At 33.9% G+C, this 23880-nt stretch carries 20 protein-coding genes and 2 pseudogenes; 17 read left to right on the top strand and 5 right to left on the bottom strand.

Going from position 1 to position 23880, the window contains the following annotated elements:
* Positions 1-610: 610 nt before the first annotated feature.
* The 9 genes from CLOCL_RS14575 (at position 611) to CLOCL_RS14535 (ending at position 7605) form a co-directional block, all read left to right on the top strand.
* Entirely contained in the window at positions 611-1099 is a 489-nt protein-coding gene (locus CLOCL_RS14575) for a Csac_0668 family 2Fe-2S cluster-binding (seleno)protein (RefSeq protein WP_027621831.1), read from the top strand.
* 68 nt (positions 1100-1167) lie between these two features.
* Entirely contained in the window at positions 1168-1611 is a 444-nt protein-coding gene (locus CLOCL_RS14570) for a YkvA family protein (protein ID WP_014256062.1), read from the top strand.
* A 36-nt stretch (positions 1612-1647) separates the two neighbouring features.
* The gene (locus tag CLOCL_RS14565) at positions 1648-2505 is read left to right on the top strand and encodes a 4Fe-4S binding protein (RefSeq protein ID WP_014256061.1); all 858 of its coding nucleotides are present in this window, start codon (positions 1648-1650) and stop codon (positions 2503-2505) included.
* A gap of 865 nt (positions 2506-3370) precedes the next feature.
* Positions 3371-3781, top strand: a complete 411-nt coding sequence (locus tag CLOCL_RS14560; protein ID WP_014256059.1) for an ArsR/SmtB family transcription factor — start codon at positions 3371-3373, stop codon at positions 3779-3781.
* Between the two features lie 188 nt (positions 3782-3969).
* A complete protein-coding gene (gene arsB, locus CLOCL_RS14555) occupies positions 3970-5046 on the top strand; it encodes an ACR3 family arsenite efflux transporter (RefSeq protein WP_014256058.1) in 1077 nt (358 codons plus the stop codon).
* 5 nt (positions 5047-5051) lie between these two features.
* Positions 5052-5453, top strand: coding sequence for an arsenate reductase ArsC (locus tag CLOCL_RS14550; RefSeq protein WP_014256057.1), 402 nt, complete (start codon positions 5052-5054; stop codon positions 5451-5453).
* Between the two features lie 108 nt (positions 5454-5561).
* Positions 5562-6578 (top strand): permease, encoded by a 1017-nt coding sequence (locus CLOCL_RS14545; protein ID WP_014256056.1) that lies wholly within the window; start codon positions 5562-5564, stop codon positions 6576-6578.
* 122 nt (positions 6579-6700) lie between these two features.
* The gene (locus tag CLOCL_RS14540) at positions 6701-6928 is read left to right on the top strand and encodes a thioredoxin family protein (protein WP_014256055.1); all 228 of its coding nucleotides are present in this window, start codon (positions 6701-6703) and stop codon (positions 6926-6928) included.
* Between the two features lie 113 nt (positions 6929-7041).
* Positions 7042-7605 carry a DUF2703 domain-containing protein gene (locus CLOCL_RS14535; RefSeq protein ID WP_014256054.1) on the top strand — a complete coding sequence of 188 codons (564 nt, stop codon included), beginning with the start codon at positions 7042-7044 and terminating at the stop codon, positions 7603-7605.
* 296 nt (positions 7606-7901) lie between these two features.
* Here the strand turns inward: CLOCL_RS14535 and CLOCL_RS14530 are convergent, their stop codons facing one another.
* Positions 7902-8306: a four helix bundle protein gene (locus CLOCL_RS14530; RefSeq protein ID WP_014256053.1), complete on the bottom strand. Its 405-nt coding sequence runs from the start codon at positions 8304-8306 to the stop codon at positions 7902-7904.
* A 513-nt stretch (positions 8307-8819) separates the two neighbouring features.
* On the opposite strand from CLOCL_RS14530, the gene CLOCL_RS14525 reads away from it, so the two are divergent.
* The 6 genes from CLOCL_RS14525 (at position 8820) to CLOCL_RS14500 (ending at position 16760) form a co-directional block, all read left to right on the top strand.
* Entirely contained in the window at positions 8820-10442 is a 1623-nt protein-coding gene (locus CLOCL_RS14525) for an IS1182 family transposase (RefSeq protein ID WP_014256052.1), read from the top strand.
* A gap of 260 nt (positions 10443-10702) precedes the next feature.
* Positions 10703-11611 (top strand): ParM/StbA family protein, encoded by a 909-nt coding sequence (locus CLOCL_RS14520; protein WP_014256051.1) that lies wholly within the window; start codon positions 10703-10705, stop codon positions 11609-11611.
* Between the two features lie 4 nt (positions 11612-11615).
* On the top strand, positions 11616-11885 hold the full coding sequence (locus CLOCL_RS14515; RefSeq protein ID WP_014256050.1) for a hypothetical protein: 270 nt from the start codon (positions 11616-11618) through the stop codon (positions 11883-11885).
* A gap of 79 nt (positions 11886-11964) precedes the next feature.
* Complete coding sequence (locus CLOCL_RS14510; RefSeq protein WP_014254544.1) at positions 11965-13182, top strand: IS256 family transposase; 1218 nt, start codon at positions 11965-11967, stop codon at positions 13180-13182.
* Between the two features lie 1679 nt (positions 13183-14861).
* Positions 14862-16091: an IS256 family transposase gene (locus CLOCL_RS14505; protein WP_014256049.1), complete on the top strand. Its 1230-nt coding sequence runs from the start codon at positions 14862-14864 to the stop codon at positions 16089-16091.
* 435 nt (positions 16092-16526) lie between these two features.
* Positions 16527-16760: a hypothetical protein gene (locus tag CLOCL_RS14500; RefSeq protein ID WP_041715193.1), complete on the top strand. Its 234-nt coding sequence runs from the start codon at positions 16527-16529 to the stop codon at positions 16758-16760.
* Here the strand turns inward: CLOCL_RS14500 and CLOCL_RS14495 are convergent.
* Positions 16737-18128, bottom strand: coding sequence for an IS4 family transposase (locus tag CLOCL_RS14495; protein WP_014254049.1), 1392 nt, complete (start codon positions 18126-18128; stop codon positions 16737-16739). The two genes, CLOCL_RS14500 and CLOCL_RS14495, sit on opposite strands and share 24 nt — an antisense overlap.
* A gap of 200 nt (positions 18129-18328) precedes the next feature.
* Between CLOCL_RS14495 and CLOCL_RS14490 the strand changes: the two genes are divergently transcribed.
* Positions 18329-19456 (top strand): radical SAM/SPASM domain-containing protein, encoded by a 1128-nt coding sequence (locus tag CLOCL_RS14490; protein ID WP_041715191.1) that lies wholly within the window; start codon positions 18329-18331, stop codon positions 19454-19456.
* A 241-nt stretch (positions 19457-19697) separates the two neighbouring features.
* Here CLOCL_RS14490 and CLOCL_RS14485 read toward each other — a convergent pair whose 3' ends face one another.
* Positions 19698-20987 carry an IS110 family RNA-guided transposase gene (locus CLOCL_RS14485; protein WP_014254024.1) on the bottom strand — a complete coding sequence of 430 codons (1290 nt, stop codon included), beginning with the start codon at positions 20985-20987 and terminating at the stop codon, positions 19698-19700.
* Positions 20988-21388: 401 nt separating this feature from the next.
* On the opposite strand from CLOCL_RS14485, the pseudogene CLOCL_RS23970 reads away from it, so the two are divergent.
* Positions 21389-21511: pseudogene (locus tag CLOCL_RS23970) on the top strand (IS21-like element helper ATPase IstB); the annotation flags it as partial.
* Positions 21512-21571: 60 nt separating this feature from the next.
* Here the strand turns inward: CLOCL_RS23970 and istB are convergent.
* Together istB and istA are read right to left on the bottom strand one after the other, a co-directional pair.
* Positions 21572-22348 carry an IS21-like element helper ATPase IstB gene (istB, locus tag CLOCL_RS14480; RefSeq protein WP_014256048.1) on the bottom strand — a complete coding sequence of 259 codons (777 nt, stop codon included), beginning with the start codon at positions 22346-22348 and terminating at the stop codon, positions 21572-21574.
* Positions 22345-23785 (bottom strand): annotated as a pseudogene (istA, locus tag CLOCL_RS14475) (IS21 family transposase). The gene istB and the pseudogene istA overlap by 4 nt, the downstream one beginning before the upstream one ends.
* Positions 23786-23880: the final 95 nt, after the last annotated feature.

Genomic DNA, 23880 nt, shown 5'->3' with positions numbered 1-23880 from the left:
TGGATTTGAATAGAGTATTGATGAAAGATATTGATTAAAACTTTTCCCTTTTCTCTTGATACTTATCCCTATTTATGACACGACTTTTTTATCTAAAATGAGAGGGAAAATAGGAAAATATTAGGAGAAAGTAACAAGGGAAATGGGTGATTTTTGACATGACTTTTTTATATGGAAGATATTAGGAAAATAGGGTCAAGGAGTGAAGGGATAAGGGTTTGAGGGTGGTGGGGGTTTGACATGAGTTTTTTATGTGTATACATAGTTAGGAATAAGTTTTATTCTAAAAAGGGTTAAGGGATAAGGTGAAAAATAATAAAGTTGTGTCAGAGATAAAAAACTTGTGTTAGAAATAATAAAGTCATGTCAAATAGATAATAAAGTTGTGTCGAACAGTTCAATACATAATAGTGAAAAAATCAAAAAATAGAAAAGTCCTTTTTTAAAGGGTAAAGAAGAAAAGAAAATAAAGTTCTGAGATTTTATATTTCTTGATACAAGAATGAGGATATATAATTAAAATGATATGAACAAAAATCTTAAAACAGAAAAGTACTTTCATTATAAGATAAGTCCTATTAAAATAAAAATAAAGGAAGGTAAGGCTAAAATGATAAATGAAAAAATAAATAATTGCTGCTGTGGTGGAAAAGAGAAGTTTCATAAAATAGAAAATAACAATACATGCCCTGTGTGTAAAACATCAGGAGTCAAAGTAAAAAATATTACAGTCAGACATTTGGTAGTTAATACATTAACAGAATTGGTCGGAGATACAGATTATTATATATGCATGAATGAAGAATGTGATATTGTTTATTATAATCCAGAATCAAATGTTAAGTTTAATAAAAAGCAGGTGAAAATGCCTGTATGGTTTAAAAAAGACGCTAACCCTAAATATGCCTGCTACTGCAGCAAGGTTACAGAGGAGCAGGTTATAAATGCCGTTATAAAAGATGGGGCAAAAACAGTTAAGGATATTATAGAAATCACAGGGGCGATGAAAAACAGCCAGTGTGAAAAGAATAACCCGTTAGGTAAGTGCTGCCACAAAATAATTCAGGAGGCTATAGATAAAGGACTATCAATGAAATAAAATAAATGTGATTGTATTTTTATATATTATATAAGATATAAAAAATGGAATGCATGAGAGACTTGAGTATGATAGAAAAAATGAAAGAAAAAACAAGTGAGTTAAAGAAACAGGTTTTTGCTTTATATCTGGCATATAAAAAGAAAGAAACACCTTTAATTGCAAAGGTATTTACTGCTGTTGTTGTTGCATATGCACTAAGTCCTATAGACCTGATACCTGACTTTATCCCTGTATTAGGATATTTAGATGACTTCATACTGATACCTATGGGGGTTGCGATTGCATTAAAGTTGATTCCAGCGGAAATTATGGAAGAATGCAGGAAAGAAGCCGAGGCAAAATTGCAAAGTGATATTCCAGAAGCCAAGGCAGCAGGTGTGATTATTGTAATGCTGTGGATACTGATTTTAGGATTTATCGGGTATATGATATTAGCAGTTATACGGAAAGAAAAAATGAATATTAGATTAAGTAATTCTCTAATTCAATTTATTAAACTGGGTAGATAATTTTGCTATTTAGAAATAAACAAGTTAACAGGGGAAATGAAAAGATGTATCGTGGGGGTGGACAGGTTGAGAAAATTTAAAATACCTATATACATACTTATGATATTTATTTGCATATCAATTGGCTTGTGGATTTGGTTTGATAATTTGTTCTATCTCTTTAATTTCATGTATATAGGCTTTCTTGTGTCTTTAGGTATCTTCTTACTGATAAAAAAATACAAATATTCAAGACAGGTTGTGCAGTTTGGCGTGGGATTATATATGTTTATATATCTTGGGCTTATATGCCGTGAGAATATGCAGATTGAAGGTTTTTGGTACTACTTGTTTATGGGGGTATTTCAAGCAGCAGTAATACATTATGCAGTAGCCAAAATTATTGGCCCGCTGTTATTTGGAAGAGGATGGTGCGGATATGCCTGCTGGACGGCTGCGGTTTTAGATTTGTTGCCTTATAGGATGCCTGAAAAACCACGCATAAAAAAACTTTCCTTTATACGGTATATCATGTTTTCAGGTTCTATACTATTTGTAGGCGTTTTGTTTCTATTAAATAATCCTGACATTGAAGTTGTGATGTTTTGGAGTTTTATTGCGGGGAATATCATATACTATGCAGTTGGAATAATAATGGCTTTCATACTGAAAGACAACAGGGCTTTTTGTAAATACATATGTCCAATAACTGTATTTTTAAAACCAGCAAGTTATTTTTCACTGCTCAGGGTAAAAGCAGACAGCAAAAAGTGTATTTCTTGCGGGAAATGCAAAAAAGTATGTCCCATGAATGTAGATATTTTAGATAGCAAAAGAAGCAGGGAAAATGGAACAGAGTGCATTTTATGCATGGAATGTGTGAAAAGTTGTCCTAAAGGCGCTGTTTACTTTTAAACAGGTAAAACAAGCAGGAGTGGAAATGTCTGGGCAGTTAATAGAGTTAGGTGTATAATTCAAATAAACTCCACTCCATGATAATAAAGTTCGCTCTATAAAAATAAAGTTCGTTCCAAAATCCCGTAGCAGATGCAGGATAACTCCTGTTTTGCTGCGGGGTTTGCTTTTTGGTAGGGTAGACAGGGATAAGGTGTAAGGGTTAAGATTGTTAGGGCTAAGGAGTAAGGAATAAGGCTAAAGGCAATGATTTTAAAGGGATTGAGGAAAGTATTGATTATAGTATTGAGAGAAATATTGATACCAGGATTGATAAAAAGATTAGAAAAAGAACATGGGAAAATGCAACCTTATCCCTTTTTCCTTTCACCTTATCCCTATTTGGAACCAACTTTATTTTAAAAATTGTTATAAGGATTAAGGAAAAATTGTTAATAAATGGGATAAAAATATGAGAAAATAGAGCGGACTTTATTATATGGAAGAGATTAGGAGAATAGGGTTGAGGAGAGAAGGGATAAGGGTTTGAGGGATTTTGGGTTGGAGCGGAGTTTATTTTAAATATACATAGTTAGGGGTATGGATTTTTAGGGAAAAGGAATAAGGAAAATGTTTTAGAAATAGTAAAGTTGACTCTATGATAATAAAGTTGGTTCTAAAATAATAAAGTTATTCCCAAAATTAGATTTTCACATCGTAGGGGAGGTTTGGGGTATGTTATGGGAACGTATTCTTGAATTATGTGATAAATATAAAAAACATATTTTTTGATTTATAAGATAATGTATTTATTGTTGACAGAGAAATAAATCAATGCTATTATATATATGAGTATAATTGAATATAATCATATGGTGGTGATAAATTGGATTTGATAGAAATATTTAAAGCATTGGGAGATGAAAACAGAATTAGAATACTCAATTTGCTAATAAGACAGGAACTCTGTGTGTGCGAGATAGAAACAGTGCTGGATATGACGCAGTCCAATGCTTCAAGACATCTAAATAAATTAAAAAGCGCGGGTGTTATAACCAGTGAAAAGAAATCTCAATGGGTCTATTATAGAGTAGATAACAAGTTTATTGAAGAAAATAACCTACTGTATGAATTTATTAAAAACAAAATGGATGAAAATACGCAATTGCTAAAAGATGTAGAAAGATTTAAAAAATATAAAAACAGTAACTTTACTTGTGAGCAACTGCGGGAAGATAAAAGTCAGGTTCTAAAGTATCTTCAAGGGCAGTGTGAGAAGACGAAAAATGAAAATTAAAGCGGCTTCTGTAGATATTTGTTTCAACGCATTTTAGGATATTTTTTAGAGAATATAAAATATTATCTTGCTTAATGTTGCTCTCAAAATATTGACAGAATGTCGTTGTTAGAATATTATATGAATATAATTGAATATAATCATACAACTAAAACAAATTAATATTAAATAAATTGGAGGCGTATAACTTGAGTAGTAAAAAACCAATACAAGAAAAAAAGGGATTGGGTTTTTTTGAAAAATACCTTACACTGTGGGTAGCAGTATGCATTATAGCAGGAGTTGCAATAGGACAGTTAATTCCTGCAATCCCTGAAACTTTAAGCAAATTTGAATATGCAAATGTATCAATTCCTGTTGCTATTCTGATATGGCTCATGATATACCCCATGATGCTGAAAATTGATTTCTCAAGCATTGTCAGAGCAACAAAGAAACCGAAGGGACTCATAGTAACCTGCGTGACAAACTGGCTTATCAAACCTTTTACAATGTATCTTATAGCAGCATTTTTCTTAAAAGTAGTATTCAGCAGGTGGATTGGTTCGGATTTGGCGACAGACTATCTTGCAGGTGCAGTATTATTAGGAGCCGCACCATGTACCGCTATGGTGTTCGTATGGAGTTATTTGACAAAAGGCGACCCTGCTTATACATTAGTGCAGGTAGCAGTGAATGACTTAATTATATTGTTTGCATTTACACCAATTGTCGCACTCCTGTTAGGTGTAAGTAATGTAAGCGTTCCTTATGACACGCTGGTATTATCAACAATCCTGTTTGTTGTTATTCCATTGGCAGGAGGATACCTTACTAGAAGGAACATCATTAAACATAAGGGTATAGAGTATTTTGAAAACGTTTTTCTCAAGAAATTTGATAATGTAACTATCGTAGGTTTGCTTCTTACTTTAGTAATTATTTTCTCTTTCCAGGGTGAAATAATTTTAAGCAATCCTCTGCATATTATATTAATTGCGGTACCATTAATTATTCAGACGTTCTTTATATTCTTCATCGCATATGGGTGGGCAAAGATATGGAAACTTCCCCATGATATTGCAGCGCCTGCTGGAATGATTGGAGCAAGCAATTTCTTTGAACTTGCAGTTGCAGTGGCAATTTCACTCTTTGGACTGGAATCTGGAGCCGCCCTTGCAACAGTTGTAGGGGTATTGGTTGAAGTTCCAGTTATGCTTACACTTGTTAAAATAGCCAACAACACAAGGCACTGGTTTAAACAAACTGATGAAAGGGGAATATAAAACATATGAAAAAGAAAGTTGCATTTGTATGTGTCCACAACTCTTGCCGTTCTCAAATGGCAGAAGGCTGGGCAAAGAAATTAGGAAGTGACGTATTGGAAGCATATTCGGCAGGAACAGAAAATTATCCTGAAGTAAAACCATTGGCAGTACAGGTTATGGAAGAAGCAGGAGTGGATATGAGTGACCATCATCCGAAACTATTAAGCGATATTCCGGCGGAAGTAGATATATTAATAACGATGGGATGTAATGTAGTATGCCCTTATGTACCATGCCAGCATATAGAAGATTGGGGGCTTAGTGACCCGTCAGGCGGACCAATAGAGGATTACAGAAAAACAAGAGATATAATTAAGGAAAAAGTCGAGGATTTAATACAGAGAGTAAAGAACAATCAGATTTGATAAGCGGTATGTAATTAATCAAAATAAGAGAATTGCAGTGAAGTTGAAAAGTGCAAACATGTTGAAAAATAACTTGAAGTGTGTAAGGGGTAAAGGGGATGTTTTCATATGAACATATTAGCCATGATATTCGGTTGGTTAAATGACCAACTATTAAAAATGAGATGGCTTTCAGAATTGGTAAGACTTCTTGTGGAAAAAGTATTTGGTTTACCTGTTAGCGAAAGGATAGGCGGAAGTATTCACTTTTTTATATACGATACAATTAAAATATTTATATTATTATCACTATTAATATTTGTCATATCCTATATCCAGAGTTATTTTCCGCCAGAGAGGACAAAGAAGATTCTCGGAAAGATAAAAGGCATTAAAGGGAATATACTTGGGGCACTGCTTGGTACGATAACTCCCTTTTGCAGTTGCTCCAGTATACCAATTTTTATAGGTTTTACTTCGGCTGGATTGCCTTTAGGCATAACCTTTTCTTTCTTAATATCTTCGCCAATGGTAGATTTGGCGTCATTAATGTTGTTAATTTCATTTTTCGGTCTTAAAATTGCCATAGCCTATGTTGTAGTAGGCTTAATTTTGGCAGTTATTGGAGGAACTTTAATAGAAAAGTTTAGACTTGAAAAATATGTAGAAGGATATGTAAGGGAAATTGAAAATGTTGATGCGGAAGTGCCTGAAATGACTCGTAAGGAAAGAATATCATATTCAAAGGAACAGGTCAGAGATATTATCAAAAGGGTTTGGCTATATGTATTAATCGGTGTAGGCATAGGGGCGGCTATTCATAACTGGATTCCACAGTCATTCATAGAAAATGTGGTTGGAGGTAATAATCCATTTGCAGTGATGCTTGCTACTGTAGTGGGCATTCCAATGTATGCTGATATATTCGGTACTCTTCCAATAGCCGAAGCGTTATTTGCAAAAGGAGTGGACGTAGGGACTATAGTGTCATTTATGATGGCAGTAACAGCCCTGTCTCTGCCTTCCATAATTATGCTCAGAAAGGTGGTAAAGCCTAAACTTTTAGCAATCTTTGTATCTATCGTATCAGCAGGGATTATTATTATTGGATACTTATTTAATGCTTTTTCATATATTTTTGTGTAAAGCAGAGATTCATTCTGAAATGATGAGTCTTGTAAAATGCACAGGATGTGAAATCTGTGTAAAAGAAAATTGTGGAATGACGATAATAACGGAAAAATATTGATTGATGAGGAGGATTTATTATGGTAATCAAAGTTTTAGGTTCAGGATGTTGTAATTGCAAAAAATTAGAGGCTAATGTCAGAGAGGCTGTAAAGGAACTGGGACTTGAAGCCACTATTGAAAAAGTAGAGGATTTTAAGGACATTATGGCATATGGTGTAATGAGAACACCTGCACTTGTAGTAGATGAACAGGTAAAGATTATGGGAAGAGTTCCGTCGGTAGAGGATATTAAAAGATATTTATAACGAGGCGGGAGCATATTTCCGCCTCATTGAAACGCCGCTAATGTAAGAAAATTTTACTACAACCGAAAAATTTTCTTATGAATCTAGGCGTTATAAAGAAGGAGGCTTTTATTATGGGATGTTGTGAAACTCAAAGAAATAATACATGCTGTAGTACGAGTTGCGGGTGTGAAGAGCAAAATTATGAAGAAGAAAAGAAAAAAATAATAATTGATTTTTTGTTTTTAGATTTAAGTATATGTACAAGATGCCAGGGCACGGAGAGCAGTCTTGAAGAAGCCATTAAGGACGTTGCTAAAGTGCTTGAATTAGCGGGCATAGAAGTTGTTGTAAATAAAATTCATATTGATAGTAAGGAAAAGGCCATACAGTATAGATTTGAGAGTTCACCTACTATCCGTATTAATGGAAATGATATACAACTGGAAATGAAAGAATCACTTTGTGAATCATGTGGCGATTTGTGCGGGGATGAAGTGGACTGCCGTGTATGGGTGTACAAAGGTAAAGAATATAATGTTCCTCCAAAAGCAATGATAATTGATGCCATACTTCGTGAAGTATATAGTGACAAAAAAGCACAGTTAAATAATAGAGTTGGTAAGGAAGCATATCAATTACCGGAAAATTTACGTCGATTTTTTGAATCGATTGAGAAAAATAAGAATTGTGAATAAATGATAGGACTAATGTGCGATTTAATATAGAAGAAGATTAAAGCCTAAGCACATCAACATCTTGACCATATGAACCTTTCTATAAATAGGGCTATTATGATTTTTTAAATGCTTTGGAGATTTAGCAGTCTTTCCAAGGCATTTTTTATAACAGTCTGTAAAGTTCAAACTTATTCATTTGTAAAAATTTTTTCTAGGTGAATTTTAAGTCCACCAAAAGTATGTGATACTGCGCAATCATCGCCTTTGCAAATAGCAGGTGAAAATATTATGGAGTATGTAAAGATTATAAAATATTAGGGGTCAATTGTAACTGATTCATTATCTAAACAAGATTTTAACATCTTTATATAGCCATACAGCATTTTTATTACTTCAAGGAATTTCTCATCTAAAATTTTGTATTGTTCTTCACTTATATAGTTGTTCTGATATGCGGTAAGTAAATGGTTTCTCGTTTCGCCACAACTGCCAAGAGCAGCGTTGGCATGGAATAATTCCCGCTTTATAAATAGTTGGGTATTTCCTTCGGCTATGTTTGCGGAAATACTTCGACTGCTTCTAATGATTTGGTCAGTAAGCCGGTACTGCTCATGGCTTGGAAACCCTTTAACCAATGCTTCTATTTCTCGTTCAAGAGCGTTTGCCTTCTGCCAAACTTTAAGTGTCTTAAAATCCCTTATGACTAAAACATTGCTCATTTAGATTCATCCTTTCAAATATTAGATTTTTCCACATTTTACGGATTGTTAAGCGTAAGTCAAATTTTTATACTAGAATTTTTTATAAAATTATTTCAAATAGTTAAAAGGCTTAAGGAGTTTTATAATGCATAATTAGTCCTTAACATTTGCACTTAGGATTAATATCCTAACATGATTTTTGACGCTTAAAAGTATATTAAAGCATTGTTATATCAATGAATTGGGGGGATTTACTAAATACATATATAATTTAGAGAAGGGTAAAGTGATAAGGAGGAAGAGGATATAGGATATAAAGAAAAACAAAAATACTTGACTTTGTAATAGATGATTTACTATAAAGAATTGTCTTTAATAATAAGGTATTTTAATGAATTGACATTATATACCTCCGTTAAAATAAATTCCTACGGGGCTGTTGCACTAAGAAAATTAGTGTAACAGCCCTTTTGTGTCTAAAAAGCAAATTCCGGACTTCGAAAAGTCCGGAATTTGGTGTAAAATGTATTTATGCCACTAAATAATTTAACACATAAAGATTATACCATTCGCGGTGATTTCTATCAATTAAAATTGCCGTTAAATATTGAGTACATGATACCTAATGATGATTCTGTCAGGTTGCTGGGTCAGATAGTGGAGGAGATGGATTTAACAGAATTATATAAGACCTATTCCCGTATAAGGAAAAAACAAGCAACCCCAACACAGATGCTGAAGGTCATGCTCTACGCATATATGAATAATTGTTATACTACTAGAAAAATTGAAAGTGCTTGTAAGAGAGATATTAACTTTATGTACCTTCTTGAAGGGTCTCCTGCTCCAGATTATACAACAATAGCGAGATTTCGGAGCCTTCATTTTGCACCTGTTTCAGAAAATCTTATGGCACAATTTACTGAAATACTTGCTGAATGTGGAGAACTTTCAATGAAGAATCTTTTTGTTGATGGGACAAAAATTGAAGCTTCTTCAAACAAATATACTTTTGTCTGGAAAGGTTCTGTTACTAAAAATCAGCGAAAACTTATGGATAAGATTCCTGCATTTTTTAAGAAAGCAGAAGAAGATTACGGATTTAAAATTGTATATGGAGATAAAATCAAAATGTATCATCTAAAAAAGCTTAGGCGTAAACTATGCAAAATAAAAAAGGATGAAGATATCGAATTTGTCTATGGAATAGGAAAAAGAAAATCTCCTCTCCAAAAAACATTGGAACAGCTGGATGAATACATATCAAGACTTAAGAAATATAATAAGCATTTACATACCATGGGAGAGAGAAATAGTTTTTCAAAAACAGACCCTGATGCAACCTTCATGAGAATGAAAGAAGATGCTATGAAGAATGGGCAATTAAAACCTGGTTACAATATTCAGTTTGGAGTAGATGCTGAATACATAGTATGGATAAGTGCTGGTCCTCAGCCTACAGATACAACCACTCTAATACCATTCTTAAACAGTATCAAAAGTCATTTGAGGTATACTTACAAAAATATAGTTGCTGATTCAGGGTATGAAAGTGAGGAAAATTACGTTTATCTTGATGAAAACAACCAACGTGCGTTTATTAAACCATCCAATTATGAAATTAGTAGGACACGTAAGTATAAAGCAGATATTAGCATAAAGGAAAATATGATATATGACAAAGAAAAGGATATTTACATATGTAGTAATGGAAAAAAGCTTGTAGTAACAGGAATAAAGTTCAGTAAAAGCAAAACAGGATATATAAGTAAGAAAACCTGCTACACATGTGAAGATTGTGGTGAATGTACTTTCAAATCAAAATGCATTAAGGGAAACAGCAAAAGACCTTTGGAAGAACGGACCAAACGTCTTGAAGTATCAAAATTATTCCAGCAAAAACGTGAGGAAGCCTTAGAAAGAATCCTCAGTGAAGAAGGAACTGAACTCAGAATAAATCGGAGTATTCAGGTCGAAGGGGTTATTGGAGAAATAAAACAAGATATGGGATTCAGACGTTTCTTGTGTAGAGGCAAAAAGAATATCTTAGCAGAATGTATTCTTCTTGCTTTAGCACATAATGTAAACAAGCTGCATAACAAAATTCAGTCAAAACGATGTGCCACGTATTTACATCCATTAAAGACAGCATAAACGTAAAAAATATTTATTGTATAAGTAGCGAAGTATGTGTCGTTTATTTAGTATACCCTTTTTTCAGGATCAACAAATAAAAGACAACGTTTTAAGAGTAAAATATATTAATTTTAAATAAAAAGGGGTTATTGCATTACGATTATTAGTCTGTAATGCAACAGCCCCAATTTTTTTATTGCAGATATACTTGAAATTATAAAAAGTGATTTAATAAAAGAACTATGAAGAACCAAAACCACAAGATTGGAGGAATTGTTATGAGAAACAGGATTTTATTAGGCCTTGATAATGGTAACAAATGTACAAAAACAAGTGAAGGTTATATTAGCGAATCAGGTTTTACTAAATCAAATACTGAACCAATTTCATCAAGCAATCTTTTAATTTATGAAGGTAAATTTTATAGCATCGGAGGCCAGAGGTTAAGTGTTCAAATGGACAAGACAATCAACCAGGATGCTTTCATCTTGTCTTTGCCAGCAATAGCAGATGCGGTAAACAAAGCAGGAATGGAAGGCCAAGCAGATGTAATTCTGGGAGTAGGACTTCCAATTATAAGTTATGGAACACTTAAGAAAAAGTTTCGGGAATATTTTTTAAGGCAGGATATAAAGTTTAATTTTAACAAAAAGGATTATGCAATTAATATAGTTGATTGCCGTACTTATCCTCAAGGGTATTCCGCACTAATAACTGTGTTTAACAGTTACAGGAATCTTCTATGCAATGTTATCGATATTGGTGGATATACAATTGATTTTTTCAGAGTAGAAAATGGAATCATAGATGTTTCAGCATGCTATTCGCTTCCCAACGGAATCATCACATTAATTGCCAATATACAGCAGGAACTTCTTAAAACAAATATCAGACTTACGGAAACTCAGATACAGGAGATTATCACAGGAAAAGAACCTGTTCTTTTCGAGGCAGATATTAAGGAAGTAATTAAAGTGATGTCAGAAGAGTATGTAGAAAATATATTAGCGAAAATTCAAGAATATGGATTTGAGTTTCACAATCCTACTGTTTTTACAGGGGGAGGGAGCATAATGCTTCAGGATTACATTGAAAAGTCAAATAGAGTAAAGTACACGGACTTTCTTGACCAGTTTGCAAATGCCAAAGGTTTTAAAATCCTATTAGAGCAAGAACTAAGAAGGTGAGTTTATGGCAACAAAAAGGATAAACCTCTCATTTTCTATGGATAGGGAGGATGATGCTAGGGTATATAACATACTTTCTTTACAAAAGTACAAAACAGATTATGTAATTAAGGCGGTGTTAAGTTATATAGGGGGAAGAGATAAAGGTCTTGATGAGGAAATGATAAAACAGGTAGTGAAAGAAGCAATAAAAGAATGTGGAGAAATTATACTAGAAAACAAAGAGAAAGAAAATAATAGTTGTGACCAACATGAACTACCTGAGAGGATGTAAAAAAATTTGTGTATAGATGATTGAATGTTCTCCTTCTTGGCAAGGATTAATAATAATAAAAGCTAAGGAGGAGAACTTTATGTCAACGTTAACAAAAGAACAAATCAAACAATTAGTTCGGGAAAATAATTTCCAAAGTGTATCTGATATTAATGAATATCTTAAAGACATTTTTAAAGATATAATACAAGAACTTTTAGAAGCAGAACTTGAAGCAAAATTAGGATATGCTAAAGATGATGTAGAAAATAAAAAAACTGATAATAGTCGTAACGGTTATACGCCTAAAAAAATAAAAAGTGAGTTTGGAGAAATTGATATACAAGTACCAAGAGATCGTAAAGGCGAATTTCAACCTAAAATTATTCCTAAATATCAACGTAATGTTTCTGGAATTGAAGAAAAAGTTATAGCTTTATATGCAAGAGGAATGTCTACAAGGGATATCAGTCAACAAATTGAAGAACTTTATGGTTTTAGCCTATCAGCAGAGATGGTTAGTAAGATTACTGATAGAATTGCTCCAGAGATTAAGGAATGGCAACAAAGACCTCTTGAACCTATATACTCTTTTGTTTTTATGGATGCAATACACTATAAAGTTAAGGACGACGGAAGAATAATAAACAGGGCAGCTTATGTTGTTCTAGGTGTTACTATTGATGGATATAAGGATATTTTAGGGATCTGGATTGGTGACAATGAATCCTCAAAGTTTTGGCTTGGTGTACTGAATGACCTTAAAAATAGAGGAGTACAGGATGTTTTAATTTTTTGTGTTGATGGACTTACCGGACTTAAGGAAGCCATAAATGCTGCATATCCAAAATCTGAAGTGCAGCGTTGCATAATACATCAGCTGAGAAATTCTTTTAAGTATGTGCCATACAAAGACCTAAAAGCATTTAGTAATGATTTCAAAGAAGTATATCATGCTATTAATGAAGAAATAGCATTAGAAAAACTTTATGAACTTAAAGAAAAGTGGGGAAAGGAATATCCTTTTGCAATACGTAGTTGGGAAAATAACTGGGATGTTATAAGTCCATTTTTCAAATTTCCAGAAGAAATACGAAAAATAATTTATACTACAAATATAATTGAAGGACTACATCGTCAGTTTCGTAAGGTCACAAAAACAAAAACAATATTTCCAACAGACAGTTCACTAGAAAAGATTTTATATTTAGCATCAATGAATGTAGTAAAAAAATGGACACAACGTTACAAAAACTGGGATAGAGTACTTAGCCAATTGGTAATCCAATATCCAGGTAGGCTGGAAGAGTATATTTAAGAGCATTCACCCCCACCGCCCTCAAGGGCTCATCCTCATCGCCGGATGGGCTAGACCTCACAAAATTAAAAATATAGGTTTAAAAGGCTAATACTGACCATTATAAATGATTATTGCCAGATTTAATCAAGTTTATGTATAAAACTTAACAAATCCGGCAATAATATATAATGAAAAGGCAATAAAAAACAATATTCTGTAAACCTTGTCAACTAAAATTTACTTGCTAAAGAAGGATTACATAAATTATGATACACAAAATTACTTACATTCCCTTAATGCCATCAGCTCTCTCATGAAATCTCAATCTTTTACATATCGATAATGCTTGAAAATTTCTTCGATTGACGTCATTATATCTTTTGTAGCCACGATATGACTTTCTCTAGTTTTTTGCTTAATATAGTAGAAAAACATATAATAGCTTTATTTTTGAAAAATTTCAAATAATTTCAATACACCAATTTTATACAACTACTTAAGACTATAACTGACTATATGTATCTATTACTAAATGCAATGTTAATGACTATGTTATAACTGCTATTTAATCCTTTGCCAGAAAAAATGATGCGATATAAATCATAATGTTTTTTATTTCTTTAAAAAATGACATAAAAGTTTTAAAAGTGTGAGAATTACCTTCAAAAAGCCTGTATGAGATAGGAATACCTTGTCTATTAAGTGCTAATCCTATTTTGCTAATGGAATGGGGTTACGTTCTTTATCCCCTTTTTTTAGAATAATTTTTAGCTAAAAACATAATATCATATCTTCTGTTAAATAAGATGTTTTTAGCTTGAAATTATTGATTTTAAAAGCTTTCAGTGAATTCATATTGTTAAAAATTTTAAGAATTAATTTAAAAATTTACAAATATGTAATATTAAAATAAAGAAGGTACTTGTATTCTTAATTTTGTTATTGTATACTTAATAAGTGAAAATAAAACAAAAATTAAAAACTTATAACATAAATGTCGAAAAACGTCAATCTGAGGACACAAGGATGGTAATAGCTAAATTACATCTATAAAGAAAATAGGGGAGAGAATTACAAAAGAAAAATAGATTATTAGTCTAGGTAACTTAAAAATATTTTATAGCAGCATGTAAGGCATTACATATAAATTTTATGATTGATTTATATAATTTGATATTTCAAGATTATAATTTGAATTGAATCAAGCAATTCTTGTCAACTTACAAATATATTAGTGGCTATAAATTGAAGAACATCAATAGATATCTCATGGTTCAATATTAATAGATATCTCATGATTCAAAGTTTTATAGAGTTATAATAAGTTGAGACGATTTGGTAATAAACGTGTGGTGATTTAACCTTTTTAGGGGGTGCAACTTTTTAGATAAAAGCTTATCTGTCGTTATTAGAAATGGAAAAACCATTGCTGGCAGGGGAGTATGGATCTTGTGAATATCCAGAATTGCTAGCAAATAATTATAAAGAGCAATTTAGGTGTTTTCTTGCTTTCCTTCCTAAAAAATATTTAAAACTCTTGAGATATTTAAGGCCATATATTACGATACTTGTTATAGTCTTAAGTAGTAGTGTAAAATTGATGACTTAAAATTACTGGAAAATATTGTCCCTTGAAAATAAAGCCACGATATGGTTTTCTACTATGTTAGCCAAACAAAAGTAGAGGAGGTCATATCATGGCTACAAAAGATATAATGCCACTAATCGAAGAAATTTTCAAGTATTATGGACATGTAAAAGATGGAGATTTCATGAGAGATCTGATGGCTTTAATACTAAATAAGTTGATGGAAGCTGAAGTGACTGCAAAAATTGGTGCAGATAAGTATGAACGTACAGAAGAAAGAAATAATCAAAGGAATGGTGTCAGAATCAGACCATATAATACCCGTCTTGGTACCATTGATTTAAAAATACCTAAACTTCGTGAGGGAACCTATTTCCCAAGTTTTCTAGAGCCTAGGCGTATGTGGGAAAAAGCACTTGTTAATGTTGTTCAGGAAGCATATGTCCATGGTATAAGCACCCGAAAAGTGGATGAATTAGTTCAGGCACTTGGTATGGAAGGTATTGATAAAAGTAAAGTATCACGCATAAGCCAAGAACTTGATGAATATGTTACTCAATTTGTAAACCGTAAATTAACAATTAAATATCCATATTTGTGGTTGGATGCAACATTTCCAAAAGTACGGGAAGGTGGACATGTAGAAAACATGGCATTGGTTGTAGCAGTAGGTGTTAATGAAAATGGTGAACGTGAGATTTTGGGTTTTGATGTTGGACTTACAGAAAGCGGGCCATTCTGGACAGAGTTTTTACGCCGACTTGTAAATCGTGGATTACATGGAGTCCAACTTGTTATTAGTGATTCTCACGAAGGGTTAAAAAAGGCGATTTCAGAAGTTTTAGTAGGTTGTTCGTGGCAAAGGTGTCGAGTGCATTTTATGAGGAATGTATTAAGTCAGGTGCCACGGAAACAGCAAGGTATGGTATCAGCAATAGTAAGAACAGTATTTGCAGCACCGGACCAGAAAACAGCTAAGAATCAATTATATACAGTTGTAGAACAGTTAAAGGGAAGATTTCCGAAAGCAATGGAAGTCTTGGAAAATGGATGTGAGAATGTGTTGCAGTATATGGAGTTTCCGCGAGAACATTGGGCACAGCTACATTCCACGAATCCATTAGAAAGACTAAACAGGGAAATACGGCGAAGAACTGACGTGGTAAGTATATTTCCAAATCGTGAATCAGTAATAAGATTGGTTGGGTCAATATTAATAGAGCAGCACGAGGAATGGCAAATTGGTCGAAGGTACTTTAGTAAAGAATCAATGAATAAGTTGGTAAAGCCTGCAATTGGGACATATAGTTTGGCCCCAGAGGCATTATTGCACAAATAAAGTTAGCTTGCTTTTTTAGCTGAATCCCGAGGCTATTTTTACTACACTTAAATGGCCTTAGGCAGTGTCCGCCATGCTACACTGGAAAATTGCGGAGGATGAGGTAAATGTAGCTTGCTTCTTCCCCTCATCCCTCGGCACAATAAAGAGAGCATGGCGGAATGTGGTTGTCAAGGAAAAGCCCGGTTTGGGCCCTTGACAACCACATTAGCGGAAATTAAAGAAACATAGTAGAAAACAATTTACACCACTTGACAAGACACTATCCGATACTTAGCAAATATTTAAAGAGTTTTCCGTTCTTGAATTGTATCTATTTACCGATATTTCGCTTTACTCAAGAGGGTGCAATAGAATATAGTGCTGAGGTTCTTTAATTTCAGGAGCTAAAGCAATTTACAAAAATTGAGGAATTATAGAAAATGGGGGATAAGTATGTACAGAGTAAGTGAGTATAATATTTATTTAAAAATGAAAAAAGAGCCGGATAAGAATCTTATTATTCAAGGAATAAGAGGATCATTTGATGTAGTAGATGATTCAATAGTTGAAATTCTGAAAAAGGCTGAGAAGGATAAGGAAGCCTTAAATTCCTTAAGTAAGGAGAATATAGAGATACTAGAAAAAAGAGGATATATTACTAAATCAACTTTCGCAGGAAACAACTGATAGCTTTGCCTTGATATGAACAGGCAAACAAGTGACAAAGTAGTTGAGAAACTCGTTGACTGTTTCCTTTGTCAAAAGCAGTTTTTCCTGTAAAGTAGTTTTTAAAGCCTCTATTATAAGCTGCAGTGCCTCATGGAATTTAATGTCCTCAAGTTCATCGCAGCAATAGTAGAACAAAGTACCAATAGTGCGTAAATCAGTATTATTGCGGTTCTCAACCGCTAACATAATGTACCTTGAAAAAACAATAGTTGTATGGGCAACCATCATATCATAAGAACGACCTTGAAATTCCTTAGCCAGCTTAAGGTATGACTTACACATCTTGAAGAATACCTCTATGTCCCAGCGTTTTCCGTATATCCTGATTATCTCTGTTTCGGGAAGACTAGTATCTGTAGATATGAGAGCTAGCCATTTACTCTTGTTTCTTCGGTCACGGACAAAGACAATTTTTGCTGGAATGTGGTTTCCTTCTTTATCGTGTAATTCTACCATAACTGAAGCAAGGTATTTTGATCTTCCTCTACGTTTCCTGACAGTTCGGTATATCTCTCTCAATGATTTTTTTTCACCATTGAAGTTATAGTAAATCTTGGGAGTATCCTTTACCATAGCTATCACATTAAGATTCATCTTACAAATTTTGATAATAGTAGCCGGAAAGGAGAACCAACTGTCAAATAAAACATATTTTGCTTTAATACCGGTAGCAACTGCTTGTTCCAGCATAGACAGAGCAGATTCCGGTGAAGTGGCTAAGGCATTCTGTCGGCGTTTAAAACCAACGGTTCTTTTATCTATAGTATTTTTCGCTGGATTAATGCAAACCCTTGGATTTGTTGAACTTAAAAGGTTGAAGGCCACAGGAATAAATGAATTACCGTCTGTCCAACCAAGTGTAAGCATACGAAAGCCTTTTTTATTCTTATTGCCGTCAGCATGATCTTTGACCCAACTTAAAAGCTCAACTGACTTGCTTCTTGTCCTACTGTAGAAGGAATCGTCAATTACAAAGGCATCAACCCGTTCATCTGACGTTAATCTATCGATATGATGATTTATGACCTTTGCAGAAAGCAAATATAAAAATCTTTGCCAGTTGATATGTATGGAATTTAAGAATCTGTAGACCACATCCCTTGCAAATGGTATATCAAAGCTTTCTGCTTTATAGTTCATAAACAGATTTTTGCCTGTAAAAACAAGTTCAAACAGTACTTTGAATACCGTAAGACAAGGAATACCTTTATCTTTATATGCGTTTGACTTTTTTAACAGATAGCCTACAGAAAACATTTTGAAAAAGTTATCAACTGTCAAAGAAAATCTATTTTCTTCCTTAACCTTCTGTGATACAATAGACATGTTCAAGAACCTCCAAATTGTCGATTTAATAGGGTTTGGATACTTCTATTATATCACATAGAAGGGGGTTCTTGTATTTTTTTATTGCCCAAATCTATTGATTTTTCAATGTTCAGTGCACATTATTCACGTGCGAAAGTTGATTTACTAAGTTAACTAAAGAAGAAGAGTATGAACTTATAAAGAAGGTTAGTCACACTTTGAATACTGTCAGCAGAAAAAATATATGTATTACAATAATTCCTACATATAATTGTAATTTTAGATGCGAATATTGTTTCGAACAAAATTTATTCAAAAAAGGTGCAGAATTTCTAAACAAAAAAATTTCGAAAGAAACTGTTGATGCAGTTTTTAAGCAGCTAAATAAGTTTAAGGAGCAAAAAATGAAAATAAGTGGCGTTTACTTATTTGGAGGCGAACCACTACTTGAAAGTAATAAAGATATTGTAGATTATATATGCAAAAAATGTAGAGAAAATGAAATTCCGATTAGTTGTATTTCTAATGGCTATGGTTTGGACAAATATATTGATTTAATAAAAGAATACAAATTTGAAAAAGTTCAGATTACTCTTGATGGTATTGGGGAAGAGCATGATAAAAGAAGGTTTTTAGTAGGTGGCAAAGGAACATATGACAAAATAAAATCAAATATTACCTTAGCATTGGAAAACGGAATTAATATAACATTAAGAACAAATGTTAATAAAAAGAATAAGGATGCCATTAAAGCTTTAATAGATGAATATAAAAAAGAAGGTTGGGTTGATAAAGAAAACTTTAGTTATTATTTTAAGACAACACTCAAATGTTATGAAGAGGATTTTGGCAATGCTCTTTCAGATGTTGAGCTTATGAGACAATTAGCTGAGTATGTAGGTACAGACATTGAAAGATTTAGATTTAACAGTATTTATAACGGTGTTGCTATGAGAATAAAGTATATGTTAGAAAATAATTCTTTTGCGCCATTACAATCTGGATTTTGTGGAGCAAATTCAGGTATGTATACAATTGACCCCTTCGGTGATATATACCCTTGTTGGGATGTTTTGGCTGAAGAGGAGTGCAAAATTGGTACAGTAAATAATGAAACAGGCGAATTTGTGCTAAATGCTCAACATAATATATGGAAAGAAAGAACAGTAGACAAAATTGATGATTGCAATAAATGTAAATACATGTTTTTTTGTGGAGGAGGATGCTCTGCACAGGCAAGAGTCCTTAATAATGACATAAATAAAGTATTTTGTGATGATTTTACCTTACTTTTTGATGAGGTTGTTGTGGACGTATGTGAAAACTTCTTAGCTAGAAAAAGGTAAAAAATAACGTCGCTCCTATTTATTGAAATATTTATTAAAGAATATTTTGCTCAACAAAATATTTTAGAAAGACCAGCTAATTAAAGTCAAGAGTTTATAATAAAAATTTTGAGAAATTTTTTTAGGCTCCTGACGTTAATGAAACGCATGACAACAAGACCACCTAGGTGAGGTAGACATAAAATAGCTGGTCTAAAATAGCAAGTTGCTCTTTGAAAACTGAACATCAAGTACAGTACTATCAAGCTGCTGTATGCTTTGCTGCAAGCATTTGAGCGTGTTCCTGGGGGCTGCGTAACTGGTAAGGTTTCCTATCCCTTAGGACAGCAAAGATGATACAAACAAGCTTGCGCATAACAGCTCCCAAAGCTACTTTCTTAGGCTTACTCTGGCATTTTTGTTGGTAGAACTCCAGCAGCACAGGGTTGCAAGCTGTCTTATCCCGCTTGGTACGGATATTAGCAAGAGCAATTGTGAAAAGCACCCTGCGAAGCAGCCTTGAACCTCTCTTAGACATCTTGTTCCGTGTGCCGGTAAACTCTCCGGACTGCATGACAGAGGGGTCAACGCCGAAATAAGCAACCAGCTTGCCTGGCTTTTTAAAGGCTGAAAAGTCTCCAATCTCCGCAAGAATAGTAGCAGCAGAGAGAAGGCCTATACCTGGCAGGCTCTGCAAAAGTTCAAGCGTCAATGCCAGCATGGGCATATCCTTCGCCATATCTTCAGCAATCAGTAGACGAATGGACTTAAGGACTTTCTCCAGGCTTTCTTCCAAGGTTTTGATCATGGAGATATATACGCCCAGCATAATAACATTTGAGGCATTATGAATGCTCAGAGGTGCAAAATCTCTGGCCTTGGAGACCAGAAGCTCATACTTGGCAGTTGACCATTTGAGACTTTTGCGGGATTTCTTCTGAATCAGTGAAATCAGCTTGTTCCTGTCAGCCTTAAGAATATGGGCAGGAGTAGGATACTCCTCCAGGACAGCCATAGCAGCCTTTGAAAATATATTGGAGAAGACATCCTTGAAGTTAAGCATGAGTTGGTCAACAATACCGGTAAGCCTGTTTTTGTAGGCGGTAAGCTCATCACTCAGTTTGTAGTACTGGCGACATAGGCTCCTTAGGCACTCAATATCCTCATTGGGGATGTTGGTTGACTTAAGTTCCTGAAATCTATAGAGTAGGGCAATTTTCCGGGCATCCACTTTATCATTTTTCACTTTTCTGATTCCAATATTTTTGATAGAATCAGTTTGGATGGGGTTTGTTACCGAAACCTCAAATCCAGCTTTACAAAGTGAATGGAAAAGGATTTTGTGATAGTGCCCGGTGGATTCCATGACTATGAAAGGCCTTGAAGCAAAATCTTTTTCCGTTTTATTAAGCAATTCAACGGCTCTTTCAACGTCGGTATTGGAATCATGGTGAATCTTCATGCGGGCAACCACTTCATTGGTAGGAGAAAGAATCGCCATTTCACTGAAGAACTTACCCACATCAATTCCTGCAATGGGTCTGAAATTCATTAAAATGCCTCCTTTTTAAGATTAATGGACTTAAAAGCCTCCATTCCTTCCCATGTAAGCAAACAACCTTGCATGTGACACGAGGAACCAGCCAAAGAGCTGGCCTCAACCAGCCAAATCATGTAGACTTACCGGAATGGATAAATACTCTTTCTTACGGGTAATCGGCCCGCTAAGGTCCGTCCCAGGAGGTGAAACACTCACCTTCCAAGTCCGGAAGATATTATACATGATTGTCAAGGTTCAGGCCAACAGTTGCTGGCAAAATGGCTAAGATGTGAAGCCGGATGATGTGCTTGATGTTTAGAAAAGAATGAAGTTTGAAGTGTTATGTTAACAATGAATTTTAATGGGTCGAACAGTGGCTTCGGTCACTGATTTAATACAATATTAATTGTACAAGGAGATTAAAACATGCTGAGTTTCCTGAATATAAAACTCTTGATGAATTTGACCTAAAAGAACAGACTACTTTAAGCAAGAAACAATTTAACCAGCTTAGAGAATTAAGCTGGATTGAGCAGGTGTTTTTGTCAAGTGAAAATTCCCCAATATTTCAATCGAAAATTCCCCATAGTGAAAATTTAAAGATTGTTTTCTTCCATCCATTTAACAGTTTCTTTGAGCCTGTACGAGTTTCCGTTCATGTTAACCATATAAGACTTATGAGTAAGTCTGTCTGTCATAGCAGCTGTCATAATAGGGTCTTGGAATACTTCATCCCACCTTTCAAATGATAAATTTGTTGTAATAATAGTTGACTTTCTCCCTGCCCGTAATGAAAGATTTGTAAACAGTAATTCAGCACCTTCCTTGTCAAACGATATATATCCCAATTCATCAAGAATGACAAGATCATACTTTAAAAATCTGTTTTCAAAATTACGTAGAGTTTTTTGAGATTTGGCTTCCTTAAGCATTGTAATAAAAAGTGGAACTGTAGTAAACCAAACTTTATAACCTTCAAGACAAGCCTTGATACCAAGACCTATAGCCATATGGGTTTTACCGGTACCGGGATTCCCGGCAAGTATAACATTTTGTCCTTCTTTAACAAAATCAAGAGTTTTTAGGAGTTTTAGTTTTTTACGGGCATCCTCCGGCAGATCCTCAACTATCAATTCCTCTAAATACTTTTTGTAAGGAAACTCTGCCATTCGAACTCTTTTTTTGAGCATATTGTCATATCTCATGTCGCACTCTTTCTCTAAAAGACAATATAGATATTCTTCAAAGCTTAAGTCTTTTGATAGTGCTTCTTTTGCCTCACTTTCAAAGTACTTCCGGAATGCAGGAAGATGCAAAGTTTTTGTAAACTCAATGATTTTTTCAGTTAATTCTTTCTTATCTTTGGTAATCATGATAAAGCCACTCCTTGTCTGTCTTTTATCCCTGAAATAAGGTTACCATAGATTTTTAAATGCTCTTTTGCTTTTTGGCTGATTTCATTTTCCTGTTGCGATTTCGTCAGTACCTGATTCTTGTTTTCACAAAGCAATATAATTTTGCTTGTTGATATTTCTTTGGGGCATATTTTAAGTAGTTTGTCTATGACTTCAAGAATTTCATTTACCGACTTGTTTTTTTCTTTCATATACTGAAGAAGTTCAACAAAATCTCTTTCTTTTCCTGTATAATAACATTGGTAGATATTTTTTATTTGTTTAGATACCTGGGCAAATGCAGTACTGTTTGGCAATGCTCCAGGTTTTTTCTTTAATGTTCTTATGTAGTGGTAGATATCAATATTCCATTCATTAAACCCAAACCGTCTTGGATGTTCTGCTATTTTTTCTCCCCCTGACATGAAAATAATTTTGCTGGGATATATTTTCGCTAGGATAATTTTCCCTACATACCTATCCGGTACAGAATAATGGCAACTTTCAAACATTACAGTTGAGTATTTGTCAACCCTTAAATTTTCAAGTTTTGAGCATTCAAACATAGGTACGTCAGGTAATAAATATGGCCTTTCCTCCTCTAAAAGTTCCCTCGCTGTTTTGTTATTTTTCAATGGTTGAGGCTTATCATTAAGCCTGTTACATATATCTTCAAGGTAACGATTAGCATCATCAAGACTATCAAAAGTATCCTTTATTGCAAAAGCTTTTCTTCTTATGTACTCCACACTTCTTTCTACATGCCCCTTTTCATTACCACGGTATGCATTACAAAATCGAAATTGGAAACCATAGTATATGGAAAGCTGTAGGAGGGCATCAGTCGGCTGCTTCTCATTTCGTCCTACAAACCCCTTTACGGCTACCTTCATGTTATCATAAACAATTGTCATATGATTGCCATGAATAGACTTGAAAAAGTATGCATGAGCTTCTTGAAAAAATTCGCTTTTCTGTTTAACAAAAAGTCTTGCATACCCGTAATTACCGTAAGCAGTAGTAAACACGGCCATCGGATACTTGCGATTCACTCCACTAATACATAGCTTTACTTCACCCCAGTCAAATTCACATATGTCTCCAGGAGCATAATTTTCTCTGATAAAAGCTTCTTTAGATTGAGATAACATTTTGGCTATAGTCTGACATACTGTAGTGTAGCTAATATTGAATCCTTCTTCCTTAAGAGCTTCAAATATATCAATTTTCTTCATAATTTGTTTAGATTGTCCCTTTCTGCATTAACTGTTGCCTTTGCTGTTCATACTGCCTTATGTACTTACGTACAGTTTTTCTGTCTGCACCAACTTCTTTTGCAATTGCTCTTATTGATGCACCTTCTCTAAATTTCATTAAAATGATTTCCTGTTTCTGATGCAATTTAAACACCTTCATCCAACTCCTTATGTAAATAAGTAATATTTACATAAGGTATTTTAATTTCAGGGTGGGGGAATTTTCAATTGAAATAGTGGGTACTTTTAGAATAA

It is taken from the genome of Acetivibrio clariflavus DSM 19732, from assembly GCF_000237085.1.
GTDB lineage: Bacteria > Bacillota > Clostridia > Acetivibrionales > Acetivibrionaceae > Acetivibrio > Acetivibrio clariflavus.
Note: the sequence above shows the minus strand (reverse complement) of the source record. Positions and strands in the feature narration are given on the sequence as shown.

What these genes read in the sequence shown, in the direction of transcription:
- CLOCL_RS14550 (WP_014256057.1), top strand. Translation starts at nt 5,052, where the DNA reads ATGAAAAAGAAAGTTGCATTTGTATGTGTCCACAACTCTTGCCGTTCT.
- CLOCL_RS14530 (WP_014256053.1), bottom strand. Translation starts at nt 8,306, where the DNA reads ATGAGCAATGTTTTAGTCATAAGGGATTTTAAGACACTTAAAGTTTGG.
- CLOCL_RS14495 (WP_014254049.1), bottom strand. Translation starts at nt 18,128, where the DNA reads ATGTCTATTGTATCACAGAAGGTTAAGGAAGAAAATAGATTTTCTTTG.
- CLOCL_RS14545 (WP_014256056.1), top strand. Translation starts at nt 5,562, where the DNA reads ATGAACATATTAGCCATGATATTCGGTTGGTTAAATGACCAACTATTA.
- CLOCL_RS14520 (WP_014256051.1), top strand. Translation starts at nt 10,703, where the DNA reads ATGAGAAACAGGATTTTATTAGGCCTTGATAATGGTAACAAATGTACA.
- CLOCL_RS14505 (WP_014256049.1), top strand. Translation starts at nt 14,862, where the DNA reads ATGGCTACAAAAGATATAATGCCACTAATCGAAGAAATTTTCAAGTAT.
- CLOCL_RS14510 (WP_014254544.1), top strand. Translation starts at nt 11,965, where the DNA reads ATGTCAACGTTAACAAAAGAACAAATCAAACAATTAGTTCGGGAAAAT.
- CLOCL_RS14575 (WP_027621831.1), top strand. Translation starts at nt 611, where the DNA reads ATGATAAATGAAAAAATAAATAATTGCTGCTGTGGTGGAAAAGAGAAG.
- CLOCL_RS14535 (WP_014256054.1), top strand. Translation starts at nt 7,042, where the DNA reads ATGGGATGTTGTGAAACTCAAAGAAATAATACATGCTGTAGTACGAGT.
- CLOCL_RS14540 (WP_014256055.1), top strand. Translation starts at nt 6,701, where the DNA reads ATGGTAATCAAAGTTTTAGGTTCAGGATGTTGTAATTGCAAAAAATTA.
- CLOCL_RS14485 (WP_014254024.1), bottom strand. Translation starts at nt 20,987, where the DNA reads ATGAATTTCAGACCCATTGCAGGAATTGATGTGGGTAAGTTCTTCAGT.
- CLOCL_RS14515 (WP_014256050.1), top strand. Translation starts at nt 11,616, where the DNA reads ATGGCAACAAAAAGGATAAACCTCTCATTTTCTATGGATAGGGAGGAT.
- CLOCL_RS14500 (WP_041715193.1), top strand. Translation starts at nt 16,527, where the DNA reads ATGTACAGAGTAAGTGAGTATAATATTTATTTAAAAATGAAAAAAGAG.
- CLOCL_RS14525 (WP_014256052.1), top strand. Translation starts at nt 8,820, where the DNA reads ATGCCACTAAATAATTTAACACATAAAGATTATACCATTCGCGGTGAT.
- CLOCL_RS14570 (WP_014256062.1), top strand. Translation starts at nt 1,168, where the DNA reads ATGATAGAAAAAATGAAAGAAAAAACAAGTGAGTTAAAGAAACAGGTT.
- CLOCL_RS14565 (WP_014256061.1), top strand. Translation starts at nt 1,648, where the DNA reads ATGAAAAGATGTATCGTGGGGGTGGACAGGTTGAGAAAATTTAAAATA.
- istB (WP_014256048.1), bottom strand. Translation starts at nt 22,348, where the DNA reads ATGATTACCAAAGATAAGAAAGAATTAACTGAAAAAATCATTGAGTTT.